Raw genomic sequence first — 16735 nt, 5'->3', positions numbered from 1 at the left:
CGATTTCCGCAGTGCATTCGCCATTGTGAGCCTCTGACACAGAAAATTTCCGTGTCAGAGCATAGGTGCGGATTAGGGCGAAAATGCGGCTTTTGTATGAGGTGTCGGCCACAATCAGCAAAGCAGATCGTTTGACACCGAAAAAATCATCAGACCGAGGATCAGTGAAATGCCGACCCCCATCAGCACCTTCAAGGCACCATCGCTGGGTGGTTTTCCCGTGACCGCTTCGTAGGCGTAGAAAACAAGGTGCCCCCCATCCAACGCAGGAATTGGGAACAGGTTCAGCAAACCAACAGCCGTCGACAAGACCGCGATAAAGAAAATGAAGCTCTGCGCGCCCTGGCTGGCCATAGCGCCCGAGGTCTCGGCGATTCCAATTGGGCCTGACATGTTACACGTGCTGATTGCACCGGTGATCATGTGCCAAATACCGGACAACGACCCTTCGGCGATCCGCACGGTCTGGCGCGCACCACCAGCCAGCGAATCCCATACACCGGCAGCTTCCTTTGCAGGTTCAATCATCATGCCGCCGACGATACCGATGCGCCAATGGGTGACAAACCCACCCTCGGGTTGCGGTTCATCCGTGCGTCTTGGGGCAAGCGCGAACTCCAGATCCGCCCCGTCCCGCCAGACGTTTAGCAACAACACCTTACCGTCGGATCCTTCGACGTGCTCTTTCAATTGATCGAAGGCAAAGATCGGGTCGCCGTTGACCGAGGTGATGACATCGCCCTTTTTCAGATCGATATCCATCGCCGCGCTACGCGGCGCGACGCTCTGGATTAACGGCGGAAACAGCCAAGGAGCGGAGACGTCCAGCGTCTGTCCATCGCGGATAACCGTATAGTCCAGAACCGGCTCAACCGGTAGCGCGTCGATAAAGTCGTCCCACGCCCCATCTACCTCGGACTCAGGCGTCGGGAAGCCTGCAATGGCGATGATCTCATCCCCATCCTGCAATTCCTGAACAGTTCCAGGCAAAGGATGCAACGTGCCAACGGTCAAAGGTTCTTTGATTTCGCCCTGCGTTAGGAAAATCATCCCGAACACAAGGATCGACATCGCAAAGTTGAAGACCGGGCCGGCTGCGACAGTGGCTGAGCGGGCCCAAAGGGGTGCGCCATGCATAGTGCGACGCAGGTCTTCGGGGCTTTGTTCGACAATCTCAGTCATCGCAGCTTCGTCCTTACCCGAAGCTGCATTGGCATCACCAAGGAATTTTACATATCCGCCAAAGGGTAACGCCGCGATCTGCCAGCGAGTGCCGCGTTTGTCGATGCGGCTCCAAAGTACGGGACCGAACCCGATCGAGAACACCTCGGCATGGATGCCAGACCAACGTCCAACGATGTAATGGCCGTATTCATGCACCGCCACAATCACAGAGAGCGCGATGACGAAGGCAATAATCGTAAACAACAAATTGCCAAACTGAGGGATCAGAGAGAGTACGTCCAAAATTCTATCCTGCTCGTTGGATGACAAAGTCATCAACCCACGTACGTGCCAAATGGTCCGTTCGCACCACGTTATCAAGAGTCAAAGGGGCATCAATAAGGCCGTTCGATGCCTCAAACCGGTCCAGAACGGCCTCGACAATCTCGGCCATCTGCAAGAAACCGATCTCACGCGCGATGAACCGATCCAGCGCCCGTTCCTTGGCTGCATTGAACACCGCACCAGACAGTCCGCCACGTTCCATCACATTTCGCGCCAGGCGAAGCGCGGGATAGCGTGCTTCGTCCGGTTCGTTGAACCGTAACTGGCCCAGTTTCGCCAGATCCAGCCGTGCGACAGGCAACTCGCGGCGATCCGGCCAATTCAAAGCGTATCCGATAGCGTGTCGCATATCCGGCGCGCCCATATGGGCCATTACGGCGCCGTCATTGAAACCAACCAGCGCGTGAACGATGGATTCAGGATGCACCAGCACCTCGATTTGCTTGGGGGAAACGCCGAAGAACTCTTTGGTTTCAATCAACTCAAGCGCTTTGTTGAACATCGAGGCGCTGTCGATCGTTATCCGTTGCCCCATGTTCCAATTGGGATGGCTCGAGGCCTGTTCAACCGTTGCCTTGGCCAAATCGCTCAGCGGCCAGTCGCGAAACGCGCCGCCGCTTGCCGTGATGATGATACGCTCAACCGCATCCATGTTTTCGCCCACAAGGGCCTGAAACACGGCTGAATGTTCGCTGTCCACCGGCAAAAGCCGGGCATTATTAGCTTTGGCCGTTTCCAGAACCAGCGCCCCGGCACAGACGAGCGTTTCCTTGTTGGCCAGGGCCAACGTCGCGCCTTGTTTGAGGACCTCAAGGCCGGGTTCCAGCCCCGCAGCGCCTACAATGGCGGACATGACCCAATCGGCGGGCCGGGCTGCCGCCTCAGTCAGTGCTTTTTGACCTGCCGTCGCTTCCACGTTGGATCCCGCCAAGGCAGCGCGGAGGTCGGGTAACCGCTCTTCATAAGCCGTAACCGCGACATCTGCATTCAGACGACGGGCATCCTCGGCCAGTTTTGTGACATTGGCCCCGCCGGTCAGCGCGACCACGTCATAGGCCGACGGATCCCGATCAATCAGGTCAATGGTGTTTTGCCCGATGGATCCGGTCGCGCCCAGAATTGAGATTTTGCGCATCACATGGCTCCGGGGGAATAGAGGATTCCCGCGATCAAAACGAACAGGGCCGCCCCCATCATACCGTCGAACCGATCCAGAAATCCGCCGTGGCCCGGAATTAGGTTCGAGCTGTCTTTGACACCGAACTTACGCTTGGTCGCGCTTTCGACGATGTCTCCGGCCTGGCTGGCCATAGATGCAAGCACCGAGATCACGACAAACATGACGCCAAATCCCGCGTTTATGGCAAAGATCGTTCCGACCACAGCTGCAGCGGCCCAACCGCCCGCGGTGCCAGACCATGTTTTCTTAGGGCTGACCTTGGGCCAGAACTTAGGGCCACCAAAGGTTTTGCCCACAAAATAGCCCGCGACATCCGTCGCCACGACCACCGAAATCAGCCAGACCATCCAGCCGAACCCCATGTTTTCACGGATCGAGATGAAACCCAGACCGGACGCTGCGATCCAGATGGCAAACAAAACATAGGTCCCTTTTGACCGGCCCACCTGCCCAGCCCCAACCAGCGCCGGGGCTAACAGGATTGGCAACGTATAAAGCGGCGGAAGGTGGTAACTCAGGACAACGGCCACACCTGTCAGTATCCCAAGCTGGATTGCGACGCCGTTTCGGCTCGGGTCGATCATCCGAACCAGCTCCCACGTCATCAGTCCGCAGGCAATTGCGATGAAGGATTCGAACCACAGGCCGCCCAGCCAGACCTCGACCGCGCCGATGCAGACAAGCACCACCGCAGACAGGACGCGTGCGGTCAAGTCAGACCATCGGCCTTCGCTCATGCTGGAACAGCTCCAAATCGTCTGTCACGGCGACCAAAGCTGCGGCACAGTCGCTCCAACTCGGCCGAGGTGAAGTCGGGCCAGAGTGTGTCGATGAATTCATATTCCGAATAGGCCGACTGCCACAGCAGGAAGTTCGAAATCCTCGCTTCACCACTGGTACGAATGACGAGGTCAGGATCGGGAAGAACGCGCGTATCCAGGTACTTGGGTAACGTTTCTTCATCAACATCTTCGGGGTGCAATCGACCCTCGGCCACGTCGCACGCCAGACGTTTGGTTGCCCGCGCCACCTCATCCCGTCCGCCGTAGTTCAGCGCGATGGTCAGGTGCACCAGGTCATTGTGCTGCGTGGCGGCTTCCAACGTGTCCATCAGATCGGTCAGCTTGGAATCCAGTCGCACGCGGTCGCCGATAAAGCGGACGCGCACACCGGCTTGGGTCAGGTTGCGCGTCTCCTTGACGATATAGCGGCGAAACAGGCTCATAAGCCCGGCCACTTCGACCTGTGTCCGTTTCCAATTCTCAGTTGAGAACGCGAAAACCGTCAGATACTTGATGCCCAGACCGGGGCAAGCCTCGACGACTTCGCGCACGCGCCTTGCACCTGCCTGATGCCCAAACAGCCGAGGCCGTTTGCGTGCCTGTGCCCAGCGTCCATTACCATCCATGATGATGGCAACGTGGCGCGGACCGGTAGGCGTTTGAGCGGTATCGGGCATATCCGGGGCTCAGACCTGCATGATTTCTGCCTGCTTGGTCTCAAGCGCGGCATCAACGGTTTTGATCATGGCGTCGGTCAGGTCCTGAACTTCGCTTTCCCAGAACTTCTGATCATCTTCCGACATGCCATCGGCCTTGGCTTTCTTGATCTGGTCCATGCCATCGCGGCGGACGTTACGGATCGAAACGCGGGCATGCTCGGCATATTGTCCGGCGACTTTGCCAAGCTCGCGGCGGCGTTCTTCGTTCAGTTCGGGGATCGGCAGCATAATGATGGTGCCGTTCAGCTGAGGGTTGATGCCCAGTCCGCTTTCACGGATGGCTTTTTCGACCTTGCCAACCAGACCCTTGTCCCAAACATTGACAGTGACCATGCGGGGCTCAGGAACGTTTACGGTGCCAACCTGGTTGATGGGCGTCATCGATCCGTACGCATCCACCATCACCGGTTCTAGCATCGAAGCCGAAGCACGCCCGGTACGCAGAGATGCAAATTCGGTTTTGAGGTTGGACATGGCGCCTTCCATGCGGCGCTTGAGATCATCGGTATCCAGTTCGAAATCGTCAGACATGCTGCTCACTCCCCGTCTTCAGGTGCTGTTTGCATGGCTCATAGTCCATAGCAATTGGGATGTATAGCAATGATGCTCGGGAATTGCGCCAATGGCCAGAGGTGTTTCTGACAATTTCGGGTTCTTTCAAAGGCAAGAGGACCGATCGGGGCGCACCTCGTCCGGTCCAATCATTTGTGCGGGAATCAAGCGTTTACGTCGACAACCACGCGACCTTTGACCTGACCCTTAAGGATATCTGCACCCAATTGTGGCAGATCGCCCAGAGTTGCGGGATGGACCATCGCCTCAAGCTTGTCCATCGGTAGGTCCGTTGCAACGCGCTGCCAGGCGCGTACGCGGTTGGCGTAGGGCTGCATGACGCTGTCGATGCCAAGCAGGTTCACGCCCCGCAGTAGGAACGGAATGACGCTGGCAGGCAACCCTGCCCCGCCAGCCAGACCAACAGCCGCGACCGAGGCCCCGTATTTCATCTGGCCCAGAACACGCGCCAGGATTTCGCCGCCGACGGCATCAATGCACCCTGCCCAGGTCTCGCTTTCCAGTGGACGTTTCACGGTTTCATTGATGTCTTCGCGCGGTACAATTGTGGTTGCGCCGAGGGACTTCAAATAATCGCCTGCCTCTGGTCGGCCGGTCACAGCGGCCACTTCATAGCCCAGATTGGCCAGAATGGCGGTTGCGACTGATCCAACGCCACCGGCGGCACCGGTCACCAGAACAGGCCCGTGTCCCGGTTCAAGGCCATGATCCTCCAGCGCCATTACGGCCAGCATTGCGGTGAAACCGGCGGTCCCCACGGCCATCGCCTGCCGCGTGTCCAGACCTTCGGGCAGCGGCACCAGCCAGTCGGCCAGTGCGTTGGCTTTTTGTGAATAGCCGCCCCAATGGGCTTCACCCACACGCCAGCCGGTCAGAACAACCTTGTCGCCGGGCTCGTAACGATCGTCCGAGGAGGCCTCGACCGTACCGCTGTAGTCGACGCCGGGCACATGCGGATAGCTGCGCACCAGACCGCCGCCTTTGGGTGACATACACAACCCGTCTTTGTAGTTTACGGTCGAATACTCAACGGCAATCGTCACCTCGCCATGGGGCAGATCGCTTTCGGAAAGCTGTTTGACCGAGGCGCTTGCCAGACCGCTGTCTTCGTCCTTATCCATCACCAATGCATTGAACATTTAAACTTTCCCTTCTTTTTCAAACCCTCACCAGCTGATGCTGATGCGCGTATTGCCGTTCAAATCCAGAACTTGTCCCGCACGGTCGCGCCGCGCAAACCGTCCGGTGTTTCAACTTCGATCCGGGTGCCGGGTTCCCAATGGCTCAACTTGACCATTCCGATAGCTACGTTGGTCGAGAAATCCGGCGACCACGTGGTCGACGTCACCTGCCCGACCCGTTTGCCACCCGCCACGATCGGCCACGGCCGATCACAGGGCAGAACGGGTTCGCCGTCGATCGAGATCGGTCGGATTTGCTGCACCGGCCCTTCTTTCGCGACCCGCAGCAAAGCGTCCCTGCCGATGCACCCAATCGCCGTGTGCGTATTGCAGAACTTGCCCAAACCGCATTCATGAGGCGTGTTGTCGTCAGTCATATCGTTGCCGTAGGACAGCAACCCCCCCTCAATCCGCTCAATCAGGTTGGGGCAACCCGCCCGGACTTGCAGGTCTTCGCCCGCCGCAAACAAGGCGTTCCACAAGGGCATTCCGATGTCCGACCCTTCGACATAAATCTCGAACCCGCCCTGTTTGGAGTAGCCTGAGCGCGCGATCGCGAGCTCTCGGCCTTCGAATTCGAACTTATCGAACTTGAAGAAACGGATATCGCGCACCCTGTCGCCAAAGACACGGGCCATCAACTCATCCGACTTCGGCCCCTGCACCCCCAGCGGAGAAACATCGGGTTCGTCCACCAACACGTCCAGCCGGTACCCGTTGGCAATGCCTTTGACCCACAGCAACAGGTCGCTGTCAGCGATGGAAATCCACCAGCGATCTTCTGAAAGCTTCACGGCGACCGGGTCGTTCAGCATCCCGCCCGTTTCATCTACGATGGGCACGTAGTAACACTGACCCGGAAGCATGCCGCGCAGGTCCCGCGGGGTCAGCATCTGCATCAGCCGTGCCGCATCCGGCCCGCGTAATTCGACCTGCCGTTCACAGGACACATCCCACACCTGAACATGCTCTTTCAGGTGCCGGTAGTCCGCCTCGGCAGATTCAAAAACCGTGGGCAATAACATACGGTTGTAGACTGTATATCCCTTGACGCCAGCCGCCTCGACCCCGTCCGAGAACGGTGTTCGGCGCAGGCGGCGAGATAGTGCGATTTGAGCCACTTAAGCCTCCTCAGGCAGAAAGTTCAGACCGCGCCCAAGGGCGCCGGTGATCGTTACTTGGGACCGTGCCAGTCGATGGGGCAAATCTCGGCAGACTTACCGCCGAAATCCCAGACACGGCCGTAGTCGCGCACCTTGGACTTGGTCCCTCGCGCCACGATGATGTCCGGGCCCATCCAATACTTGGAGTTCGAGACCATGACTGGGTGATCCGCATCTTTACCGGCCAGCATCTCAATCTCGCCTTGGATTTTGCGACCGATCATGATGCGACGCTTGGTGCCGTCGCGTTCGATCTGAACCGGAGCCCGTTCGGCCCCGATGATCTCGCTCACCAGCATGGTGAACAGGCCTGTGGTTCCGCCTGCCTGACCGCTGAAAATCTGCAAAAGACCGTTATACGCCTTGCCGCTGGCACGCTCGTCCACATATGCGGCGACTTTCCACTGGCCCTCGCCCATGCGGCCCGGAATATCGACCAGCAGTCCCACGTTCAGACCAGACAAGTCTTCGCCTTCGTAGTGGCCTTCATCGATGATGACACCCATCCAGGCGTGGCAATGTCCCTCGGTCGGAGGATGCGCGCCCAGCGACACAACGCAGGGACAGAACACGTCGCAGGAACAGTTCAGGATCAACTCACCCTTGATGGACCATTCTGTCGGACTCATCTCGCGGCGCTTGGGGTTGGGCATCCGGCTGTCAATGCGCTGGCTGATCGGCAGCCTGTCGGCTTCGGGTTTTCTGTTCTTAGCCATAGGCTTATCCTCCGTAAGCAAAGGGATAGATGAGCAGGAGAAGTCCCCCTGCGATAAGTGCGAAGCCCAAAGGCCGCGTGATCACATAACCAACTTGCGGCAACTTCTCGAGCACCATGAAGAATGTCGCGAGGCCCATCCACAACAGGCTCATGACACCGCCGACAAAGCCAAGCGCCATGAAGCCCCAGCAGCAGCCGACGCAGAACGCGCCCAGCCCAAGGCCCATTCGCAGCCCCCCGACGAAACCTGTCTGCCAATGGCCCAGGAAATACGTCATAGGCGCGTGACAGACGCCGTGGCAGACCTCTTTCGCGCGGGTGAACTGAAACGCGCCGACGGCGATCATCAGCCCTCCGGCAAACCACGAGGATTTGGAGATGCCCAGCATGTCCACCACGCCTCCGAACAACAGCGCCAATTGCACTCCGGTTATCAGGGCGGCGAAACCGACCCAGACCACCAGATACCCGCTCAACACGCCCAACCATCCGGCGCGCGAGCCGTTTGCGCTGCGGATCAGGTCCTCATAGCTGCGGAGCGTTGGGACAAGCGTTGGCAGCATCATTGCCGCCATCATAATCGCCCACATCCAGAACAGGGGTCCAAACTCGGCCATGGGCATATACATGTCCATGCGCGGATCCATCGCCGCCATCGCCTGCCCCATGGGGCCCGGCCGACCGATCAAATCCAGATCCATATCGCGGCTCATGGTGAACATGACCCACCACGCCCACAGGATCACGGCGTAAAATCCCAGCCAAAGGCTATTCCTCAGAACTGCGCGACTCACGCTCTCCTCCCGACTCAGTTCTTGCTTTTGAAATGTCAGACTTTTAAATGTCAGACAAATAAAATCTCACCAATGGTCCCCGGAATATGAAAATCGACCCCAAAAAACCTGCCGATCTGTCGGCGCAGATTGCGCAGGCCATCCGCGACGCCATTATTTCGGGGCAATTGATCGTGGACGAGCGCCTTCCGTCAGAAGCGGAACTGTCCGAACAGTTCCAAGTGTCGCGCCCCACTGTGCGCGAAGCTCTGAAACGGTTGGCAGCGCAGTCTCTGATCCGCACTCAACGCGGCGCAAGCGGCGGGGCTTTTGTGAACCGTCTGAGTTTTGAGAACGCGTATTCGCAGCAGATCACGACCTCGACCTTGTTGCTGTCGATGAACGCCGTCAGTTTCGACACTGCGTGCGAGGCGCGCTTTGCGCTGGAACGCGCTTGCGCTGCACTGTCTGCCCAACGTCGAACCGCCGATCAGCTGGCCACCATGCGGGCCGAGATTCATCGGCAAAGCCAGCCAGGTCTGACGGACGAAGCGTTCTGCGCATCAGATGTGGCCTTTCACCGGGCGCTTGTGGATGGCGCCGACAACCCTGTGCTGTCCTATCAACTGGCCGGTGCGGTCGAGGCCATGCAGCCCCTGATGAACATGATCACCTTCACCGCGCGTTCACGCGAGGCGATCATTGCCCTTCACAGCCAAATTGCCGATGCGCTGGAAATTCGGGATGGGGCCAAAGTTGATGCGACATTGGTCGAGCTCGAGAATTACACGCGACAATTGGCGCGGGATGTCGCACAACAGCGCCGCAAACCCGCGTAAGGAGATCAGGATGACCACCGCACTAAATGTGATTGCCGCTCTGATGACCATCGGGTTTGGCCTGTTCGGCTTTCTGGCGCCCAGCTTCACCTTGGGGGCATTGGATCTGACGACGACTGACAGCAACATGGGGTTAAGTGAAATGCGAGCCTCGGTTGGGGGGCTGTTCGTGGTTACCGGAGTTGCCGTTCTGTGGCTGAACAACCCAATGGCTTACGCGATGCTGGGCGTCGTCTATGCAGGCGCGGCCTTGGGTCGGTTCGTGTCCGTTGCTCTGGACAACCCACCCCTGGTCAAAGCAGCGACTTTTGGTGGAATCGAACTGGTCCTGGCACTTTGGTTAATTTTGGCGAACATCAACAGGGCGGCTTAAGTCTTTGTTATAAATCGGCATCACGGTGCGAATTCCCGGTTTGCATCCGGTCGGCAGCTCACCTATATAGAGTATGTCCTTCGGGACTATGGACATAAACGCGCTCGTAATAAGCGGATCGGACCCGGGGGCGGTACCCGGCGGCTCCACCATATACCTTCTGGAGGTATCCTTCGTTTGAGGAACTCTTTCAGGATCGGGGGGCCGAAATAGGATCGACGAACGTCTAAAGGGGTTAGCTTTGTCTCGGCTGTCTGCCACCGTTATCGGCGAAACTAGTACAATTGCAAACGACAATCGTGCTCCGGTTGCAGTTGCTGCGTAAGCAGTAGCAAGACCGAAACTTAAGCCCTTGCGCCTAGCCGCGTAAGGCGGGGTTCGCAGGTACCTGGCAACAGAAACCTGCATTTCCCACTTAAAGTCTGAGTTTTTTGCCTGAACGTGCACATGTTCAGAGTTTTTTCACTCTTTCGTCTCATGCTGACCTCAACAGAATAAGGAGAGCTGGGATGTCGCACGCAGATCTACTCAGAGAATGGTATTCCGAGGTTTGGGAAAACGGGAATACCGACGCCATCGATCAGTATTTCGCGCCGGACACCACGGCCGAGGGCCTTATTCCTGAAATGCAGGTTGGTGCGGACGATTTCCGCGACCTGGTCATGGCTTTCCGTCACATCCTGGGCGACATCAAGGTCGAGATGCCGAAGGTTGTTGAATATGGCGATTGGGTTTCGGCCATTATTCACCTGCGTACAACACGGGCCGATAATGGGGCTCCGCTACAGGCCACTGGCAGCGTCTTTGGCCGGATCAAAGACGGCCGTATGGTGGAGGCGTATAACCAGTTCGACTTCATCTCATTGTTTGAGCAACTTGGGCAGTTTCCGCAGGATACCCTTCCGGTATGCATGACGGGTCAACGGTTGGATTGGGCCTGAACGCCTTCGCAATCTTGACCCCTCCGGCGCTTACGCTGTAGCTAGAGCCATGGGGTAAGATTGCGAACACCCCGTGAGGCGTCAGCCCAAGTTTCGCATGGATCCGACAAAACCAGGAGACATGCTGTGCCCGCGCCCAATGCCATAACCCCAAAGCAATTGCTTAGGCTGATCGGAACACCCAAAGCACCGATACTGATCGACATCTGTATCGACGCGGATTTTCAGGCCGATCCATATCTGATCCCCGGCTCCATTCGCCATTCAGCGCAGGACGTCGAGGGGCTTGCGGCTTTGATTGCCGACCGCCCTGCTGTCGTGATTTGCCGAAAGGGTAAGAAACTCAGCCAGGCTGTTGTTTCGTTCCTGCGCAGCAGGGGCATTCAAGCTGAGTATCTTGAGGGCGGAATGGTCGCCTGGCGCGAGACAACAGATGCGCCACGCGTGCCCGCCGCAGCTCTGAAAATGCTGCGGCCAGAGGGCTCGCTTTGGATCACCCGGCATCGCCCAAAGATCGACCGCATTGCCTGCCCTTGGTTGATCCGTCGTTTTGTCGATCCCCGCGCCCGTTTCTTGTTCGTCGCGCCAACTGAAGTCGAGGCCGCGGCCGCCATCTTTGACGCGACGCCGTTCGATGTCGAGAATACCTTTTGGAGCCACCGACAGGACCGCTGCACTTTTGACACCATGCTGGATGAGTTCGCGCTGCACTCACCTGCGTTGGATCGGCTGGCGACCGTGGTGCGGGCAGCCGACACAAATCGTCACGACCTCGCCCCCGAAGCTGCAGGTCTGCTGGCCGTATCGGTCGGCCTGTCACGCCAATATCGCGATGACCACGAAGCATTGGCTGCGGGTATGCATCTGTATGATGCGCTGTACCGTTGGGCGCGGGATGGGTTCGAGGAACGTCACGATTGGCCAACGGATCGCAAATCATGACACCAACACTGACGGATCTGGTTCGCGTTTTTGGACGCATCGGCCTGCTGTCCTTTGGAGGGCCTGCCGCGCAGATTTCACTGATGCACCAGGAGCTGGTGGAAAAACGCCCCTGGCTGGGCGAACAGACTTACCTGCGCGCGCTTTCGCTATGCATGCTGTTGCCCGGCCCCGAGGCGATGCAACTCGCCACCTATGCGGGTTGGCGGTTGCGCGGCGTGACCGGAGGCTTGATCGCAGGCGGCCTGTTTGTGCTGCCCGGCGCGCTAATCATCGCGGTCCTGGTCGCCCTATACGCCGCATTCGGAAATCTGCCTTTGGTGCAGGCTGGTTTTCTGGGCGTAAAGGCCACGGTGATCGTCATCGTGCTGCAGGCGCTCAGGAACCTGTCGCGCAAGGCTCTGACGGATACTGAGCATAAGGTCATCGCCGGTCTGGGCTTCATCGCCATCTTCGCCTTTGATCTGCCCTTCCCGCTGATCATTTTGGGGGCTGCGATATGGGGTTACCTCAGTTTCCGGGGTGATGCGCCCACAAACGCGGCCCCGCCTGCCCCAAGCGCCGCCCGACCGCTGCGCACCTGCGCTGTTTGGTTGACGCTGTGGTTGGGTCCTCTGGTCTGGCTAACTGTAACGGGACAGGACCTGTTGAGCGATCTGGGCTGGTTCTTTGCCCGCCTCGCCGTGGTCACCTTTGGCGGAGCATATGCTGTGCTGGCCTACATGACCCAGACCGTTGTGGATCAGTATCAGTGGATCACGACCGATCAGATGATTGACGCTCTCGGCCTTGCAGAAACAACGCCCGGCCCGTTGATCCTGGTGACTCAGTTCGTCGCCATGCTGACTGGACAGATCACAGGAGGCATGCCGCTGGCTCTGGCGGCTGGCGCGGTTGCTTTGTGGGCGACTTTTGTGCCCTGTTTTCTGTGGATTTTCCTGGCGGCGCCTTACCTCGACCACTTGGCCGCGCGCCCAAAGCTGTCTGCTGCGCTGCATGGGATAACGGCTGCGGTGGTCGGTGTGATTCTCAACCTTTCGGTGTGGTTCGCGCTGAACGTTCTTTTTGGAACGATCCCGCAAAAAACATGGGGCATCCTTAGCCTTCCGTGGCCCGAGGTCGCCACATTAAACCTGCAGGCTGTGGGGCTAACGATCGTGGCCGGGGTGTTGATATTCAAGCTAAAATTCGGCATGGGGTTGACGCTGGCCATTATGGCCGCGGCGGGACTCGGGTTGCATTTTCTTTAAACAATCCAACCACACGCGGTCTTTCGTTTCCCAAGGAATCGCCTATGCTTGGGGTAACCATTTTTGAGGATGACACATGCCGCAGGACATTGATTACGGAACCCTGATGCACACCGCGATGCGCGGGCTGATCCAGAAGGTTCTGACTAACGTGGCTGAAAACGGCCTGCCCGGGGCACATCATTTCTTCATCACGTTCGATACCCGGCAGGAAGGTGTGGAACTGGCGGATTGGTTGCACGATCGGTATCCCGAAGAAATGACGATAGTCATGCAGCACTGGTTCGAAAATCTTGAAGTGGGCAACGAAGGCTTCGCCATCACGCTGAACTTTGGAGATGCGCCCGAGCCGCTGTATATCCCCTACACTGCGATCAAAACCTTCGTGGACCCGTCCGTTGAATTTGGGCTACGGTTCGAAAGCTCTGAGGATGAGGACGAGATCGCCACCCATATCGTTGAAGAAACGATCGAGGTCGAGGAAACTCCGGTCCAGCATGACGCAGATGTCGTGTCGCTGGATAGTTTCAGAAAGTAAGCCTCAGCATTAAGACCCCGCCACGCGCGGGGTTTACTGTTTTTCGAGGAAGGTTTCCACAGACCGCGACTTCACGCCATTGCGGAACCGCGAGAACGAAAGGTTCATCCCGCCTTCGGCCAGTGTTCGGTCGAACTGCTGCAGCTCATATCCGCCATTCTCATCTATAAACAACGAAAACACGGTCAGGGTTTGGCCTTCGATCCGACCCCAGACAAAGGGTTCGCCCTGCATCGGATCCAGAGGCACCTCATGCCCGAACACATTGCGTTTCATCGCGGCCGAGTAGACATCAGGGCGATCAGATTCCTTGAAATCGATTGAAAAAGACTGCTCTTTGACACGGCCATCAGGCTTATAGGTCGTGGTCTTCCAGCTGACGTTGAAGCCGTCTTTCGTCTCGTGGATGGACACACTCATGTCCCGAGGCGTTTCGGTGCCATCATCATCTACGACATTGGCCGAACCGACGTAATCTCCGACAAATGGTTTGATGTCCCCCGCCTGCGCCTGAAGGGTAAGGCAAGCGGCCCAAAACAGTACGCCCAAAGCAATTGCAACCAGCCTGTGCGGGTGAATTCGGGAAATCAGGAGCACTTGACCCTCCGGTTCTGTGGTTTTGTCATTCTAGCCGAGCGCTGCGCGCACACAATGGCCCTAATGCCCGTCTGCAAAAGAAAAATGACGCACTCATGCGCCTATACCTTTGGCGGTGTTGAGCTTATGGTGCGCCCAACTGGCCGATTGCGCGATGACGTTGTCACGGGTAAATGGCATGCGACTGCATACAAGACGGAGTAACCGATGTCTCAGACCCGCACCGAATCCGACAGCTTTGGCCCGTTGGAGGTTCCCGCCGACAAGTATTGGGGTGCTCAAACGCAACGTTCGATCATGAACTTCCCGATCGGCTGGGAAAAACAGCCCGTGGCCATCGTTCGCGCGTTGGGCGTGATCAAAAAGGCCTGTGCGATGGAGAACAAGTCCATTGGCAAGCTGGATGCAACGATCGCCGACGCGATTATTCAGGCCGCGGGTGAAGTGATTGAGGGCAAGTTTGACGACAATTTCCCTCTGGTCGTGTGGCAGACTGGTTCGGGCACGCAGTCGAACATGAACTCGAACGAGGTCATCGCCAACCGCGCGATCGAGATTTTGGGCGGCGTGATCGGCTCCAAGGATCCGGTGCACCCGAACGACCACTGCAATATGGGGCAGTCGTCAAATGACACCTTCCCAACCGCGATGCATATCGCCACTGCGATGAGCGTGCGTGACGTGCTGATGCCGGGTCTTGAGAAATTTGCATCGGCTCTGGAAGCCAAGGCAAAAGAGTTTGCTGGCATTATCAAGATCGGTCGTACGCATACGCAAGACGCGACGCCACTGACACTGGAACAGGAATTCGGCGGCTATGCGCACCAGATCCGTCAGGGCATCGCCCGGGTCGAAGCCGCAATGCCCGGTATTTTTGAACTGGCCCAAGGCGGTACCGCCGTTGGCACCGGTCTGAATACCCATAACGGCTGGGATGCGGCTGTCGCCAAGAACATGGCCGACATCACCGGCCTGCCCTTTGTCACCGCCCCCAACAAGTTCGAAGCCCTCGCCGCCCATGACGCGATGGTCTTTTTGTCGGGCGCTTTGGCGACAATTGCGGCCTCTTGCTACAAGATTGCCAATGACATCCGCTTCCTGGGCTCCGGCCCGCGTTCTGGTTTGGGTGAGTTGGTCCTGCCAGAAAACGAGCCCGGCTCATCCATCATGCCCGGTAAGGTGAACCCGACTCAGGCCGAGGCGCTGACGCAGGTCGCCGCGCACGTCATGGGCAACGACGCAGCGATGAAGTTTGCAGGCTCACAAGGCCACTTCCAGCTGAACGTTTATAACCCGATGATGTCGTACAACCTTTTGCAGTCCATCCAACTGCTGGGCGACGCTACAGACAGCTTCACCGAACGGATGCTGCTGGGCATCAAGGCCAATGAGCCTCGCATCGATAAGCTGATGAAGGAATCGTTGATGCTGGTGACCGCGTTGGCACCGACCATCGGGTATGACAACGCGACCACCGTTGCCAAGACGGCGCATAAGAACGGCACGACCCTCAAGGAAGAGGCTATCGCGCTGGGCTTTGTCGATGAAGAGACCTTTGACGCGGTCGTCCGGCCCGAACACATGATTGGCCCGAAAGACTGATGGGCAAACCGGTCAACCTGAACCGGTTCAGAAAAGAAAAAGCGCGGGCCGAGAACAAGGCCCGCGCCAACCAAAACGCTGTGGCGTTTGGGCGAACCAAGGCTGAAAAGAACGCCGACAAGCTGCGGCAGGAAAAGCAGAAGCGCGACCTCGACGGTCACGAACTGGATGAATGAGTGGCCGCCCCGTAAAGCGCTCTTTGACACTCAAAGGGCATCGCACCTCGGTTTCGCTTGAGGATGAATTCTGGCGTGCTTTCCGAGACATTGCGGAAGAGAAAAATCAACCAATCAATGCGTTAGCGGCGGATATTGATGTCGCACGAGACCCTGAAACCGGACTGGCATCGGCCATTCGTGTGTTTGTCCTGAACTGGTATCGCGATCGCGGTTGACCCTTGCGACCTGAGGTTCTCATGGTGTACCGTATTATAGAACAAAGAGGGAACACGCATGGCCGGCACCGTGAATGGACCAGATGGGAAACCGCGTTGCGCCTGGTGTCAGGCAGCGCCTGAGTTTTTTGAGTATCACGACCAGGAATGGGGCTACCCGGTCAGAGAAGACCAGCGCCTGTTCGAAAAGCTCTGCCTTGAAAGCTTTCAGTCAGGGCTGAGTTGGCGCACGATTTTGGCCAAGCGCGAGAATTTTCGCAAAGCGTTCAAAGGCTTTGAAATCAATGAAGTGGCGGCGTTTGATGATGCGGATGTAACGCGGTTGTTGCAAGATGCAGGCATCATCCGCCACCGCGGCAAGATCGAGGCTGTCATCAACAACGCCCGCCGCGCACAAGAGCTGATCGCCGCCGAAGGTTCTCTGGCCGCTTATGTCTGGCGATATGAGGCAGAGATGCCACCTGCCCCGCAGACCGCCTCGACTTCGCCGGAATCCGTGGCGATGTCGAAAGACCTGAAGAAACGAGGATGGAAGTTCGTCGGCCCCACGACTGTGTTCGCCTTTATGCAGGCGATGGGTTTGGTGAATGACCACGCCACTGACTGCGTCATGCGAGAAAAAGCGGCGCGATTGCGCCGCGATTTCACCAAACCCGTCTAG

General features: G+C 57.8%; 20 protein-coding genes and 1 other RNA gene. 11 read left to right on the top strand and 10 right to left on the bottom strand.

The genetic code is table 11. The features are described 5' to 3' along the window. Window positions 1-114 precede the first annotated feature (114 nt). From rseP to ACR0MV_RS01985, 9 genes are all read right to left on the bottom strand, one after another. Complete coding sequence (gene rseP / locus ACR0MV_RS02025; RefSeq protein WP_170425019.1) at window positions 115-1467, bottom strand: RIP metalloprotease RseP; 1353 nt, start codon at window positions 1465-1467, stop codon at window positions 115-117. Between the two features lie 4 nt (window positions 1468-1471). Further along, window positions 1472-2644, bottom strand: a complete 1173-nt coding sequence (dxr, locus tag ACR0MV_RS02020; protein ID WP_170425022.1) for a 1-deoxy-D-xylulose-5-phosphate reductoisomerase — start codon at window positions 2642-2644, stop codon at window positions 1472-1474. Beyond that, window positions 2644-3426, bottom strand: a complete 783-nt coding sequence (locus ACR0MV_RS02015) for a phosphatidate cytidylyltransferase (protein ID WP_170425025.1) — start codon at window positions 3424-3426, stop codon at window positions 2644-2646. The genes dxr and ACR0MV_RS02015 overlap by 1 nt, the downstream gene beginning before the upstream one ends. Next, window positions 3423-4148 (bottom strand): polyprenyl diphosphate synthase, encoded by a 726-nt coding sequence (uppS, locus tag ACR0MV_RS02010; RefSeq protein ID WP_170425028.1) that lies wholly within the window; start codon window positions 4146-4148, stop codon window positions 3423-3425. Before uppS ends, ACR0MV_RS02015 begins: the two co-directional genes overlap by 4 nt. A 9-nt stretch (window positions 4149-4157) precedes the next feature. Continuing rightward, window positions 4158-4721, bottom strand: a complete 564-nt coding sequence (gene frr, locus ACR0MV_RS02005) for a ribosome recycling factor (RefSeq protein ID WP_170425031.1) — start codon at window positions 4719-4721, stop codon at window positions 4158-4160. A 185-nt stretch (window positions 4722-4906) separates the two neighbouring features. Continuing rightward, window positions 4907-5902 (bottom strand): acryloyl-CoA reductase, encoded by a 996-nt coding sequence (gene acuI / locus ACR0MV_RS02000; RefSeq protein WP_480700823.1) that lies wholly within the window; start codon window positions 5900-5902, stop codon window positions 4907-4909. Between the two features lie 59 nt (window positions 5903-5961). Beyond that, the gene (locus ACR0MV_RS01995; RefSeq protein ID WP_480700822.1) at window positions 5962-7065 is read right to left on the bottom strand and encodes a dimethylsulfoniopropionate demethylase; all 1104 of its coding nucleotides are present in this window, start codon (window positions 7063-7065) and stop codon (window positions 5962-5964) included. A gap of 53 nt (window positions 7066-7118) precedes the next feature. Continuing rightward, complete coding sequence (locus ACR0MV_RS01990) at window positions 7119-7823, bottom strand: DUF1326 domain-containing protein (RefSeq protein ID WP_475203304.1); 705 nt, start codon at window positions 7821-7823, stop codon at window positions 7119-7121. 4 nt (window positions 7824-7827) lie between these two features. Continuing rightward, a complete protein-coding gene (locus ACR0MV_RS01985; RefSeq protein WP_480700821.1) occupies window positions 7828-8619 on the bottom strand; it encodes a DUF2182 domain-containing protein in 792 nt (263 codons plus the stop codon). Window positions 8620-8705: 86 nt separating this feature from the next. Between ACR0MV_RS01985 and ACR0MV_RS01980 the strand changes: the two genes are divergently transcribed. The 7 genes from ACR0MV_RS01980 (at window position 8706) to ACR0MV_RS01950 (ending at window position 13481) form a co-directional block, all read left to right on the top strand. Further along, the gene (locus ACR0MV_RS01980) at window positions 8706-9437 is read left to right on the top strand and encodes a FadR/GntR family transcriptional regulator (RefSeq protein WP_170463789.1); all 732 of its coding nucleotides are present in this window, start codon (window positions 8706-8708) and stop codon (window positions 9435-9437) included. A 10-nt stretch (window positions 9438-9447) separates the two neighbouring features. Then, on the top strand, window positions 9448-9810 hold the full coding sequence (locus ACR0MV_RS01975; RefSeq protein WP_480700820.1) for a DUF4345 family protein: 363 nt from the start codon (window positions 9448-9450) through the stop codon (window positions 9808-9810). Window positions 9811-9846: 36 nt separating this feature from the next. Continuing rightward, window positions 9847-10219, top strand: a transfer-messenger RNA (tmRNA) gene (gene ssrA / locus ACR0MV_RS01970). Window positions 10220-10319: 100 nt separating this feature from the next. Then, entirely contained in the window at window positions 10320-10751 is a 432-nt protein-coding gene (locus ACR0MV_RS01965; RefSeq protein WP_170425049.1) for an ester cyclase, read from the top strand. Window positions 10752-10877: 126 nt separating this feature from the next. After that, window positions 10878-11693 (top strand): chromate resistance protein ChrB domain-containing protein, encoded by an 816-nt coding sequence (locus ACR0MV_RS01960; protein ID WP_480700819.1) that lies wholly within the window; start codon window positions 10878-10880, stop codon window positions 11691-11693. Beyond that, window positions 11690-12943 (top strand): chromate efflux transporter, encoded by a 1254-nt coding sequence (gene chrA / locus ACR0MV_RS01955; RefSeq protein WP_480700818.1) that lies wholly within the window; start codon window positions 11690-11692, stop codon window positions 12941-12943. The genes ACR0MV_RS01960 and chrA overlap by 4 nt, the downstream gene beginning before the upstream one ends. 76 nt (window positions 12944-13019) lie before the next feature. Next, a complete protein-coding gene (locus tag ACR0MV_RS01950; RefSeq protein ID WP_480700817.1) occupies window positions 13020-13481 on the top strand; it encodes an SspB family protein in 462 nt (153 codons plus the stop codon). Window positions 13482-13514: 33 nt separating this feature from the next. Here ACR0MV_RS01950 and ACR0MV_RS01945 read toward each other — a convergent pair whose 3' ends face one another. Next, window positions 13515-14072, bottom strand: a complete 558-nt coding sequence (locus ACR0MV_RS01945) for a hypothetical protein (RefSeq protein ID WP_217359047.1) — start codon at window positions 14070-14072, stop codon at window positions 13515-13517. A 213-nt stretch (window positions 14073-14285) separates the two neighbouring features. On the opposite strand from ACR0MV_RS01945, the gene fumC reads away from it, so the two are divergent. From fumC to ACR0MV_RS01925, 4 genes are read left to right on the top strand one after another with little or no spacing between them, the layout of a single operon-like run. Continuing rightward, complete coding sequence (gene fumC / locus ACR0MV_RS01940; protein WP_480700816.1) at window positions 14286-15680, top strand: class II fumarate hydratase; 1395 nt, start codon at window positions 14286-14288, stop codon at window positions 15678-15680. Continuing rightward, window positions 15680-15856, top strand: coding sequence for a DUF4169 family protein (locus tag ACR0MV_RS01935; RefSeq protein WP_480700815.1), 177 nt, complete (start codon window positions 15680-15682; stop codon window positions 15854-15856). The genes fumC and ACR0MV_RS01935 overlap by 1 nt, the downstream gene beginning before the upstream one ends. Continuing rightward, window positions 15853-16074, top strand: a complete 222-nt coding sequence (locus ACR0MV_RS01930) for a ribbon-helix-helix domain-containing protein (RefSeq protein WP_170425070.1) — start codon at window positions 15853-15855, stop codon at window positions 16072-16074. Before ACR0MV_RS01935 ends, ACR0MV_RS01930 begins: the two co-directional genes overlap by 4 nt. Before the next feature lie 58 nt (window positions 16075-16132). Further along, the gene (locus ACR0MV_RS01925) at window positions 16133-16735 is read left to right on the top strand and encodes a DNA-3-methyladenine glycosylase I (protein WP_480700814.1); all 603 of its coding nucleotides are present in this window, start codon (window positions 16133-16135) and stop codon (window positions 16733-16735) included.

The sequence above is a fragment of the Ruegeria sp. BC3 genome (assembly GCF_056539265.1).
The sequence above is the reverse complement of the archived record's forward strand: the minus strand, read 5'-3'. Positions and strand labels throughout refer to the sequence as shown.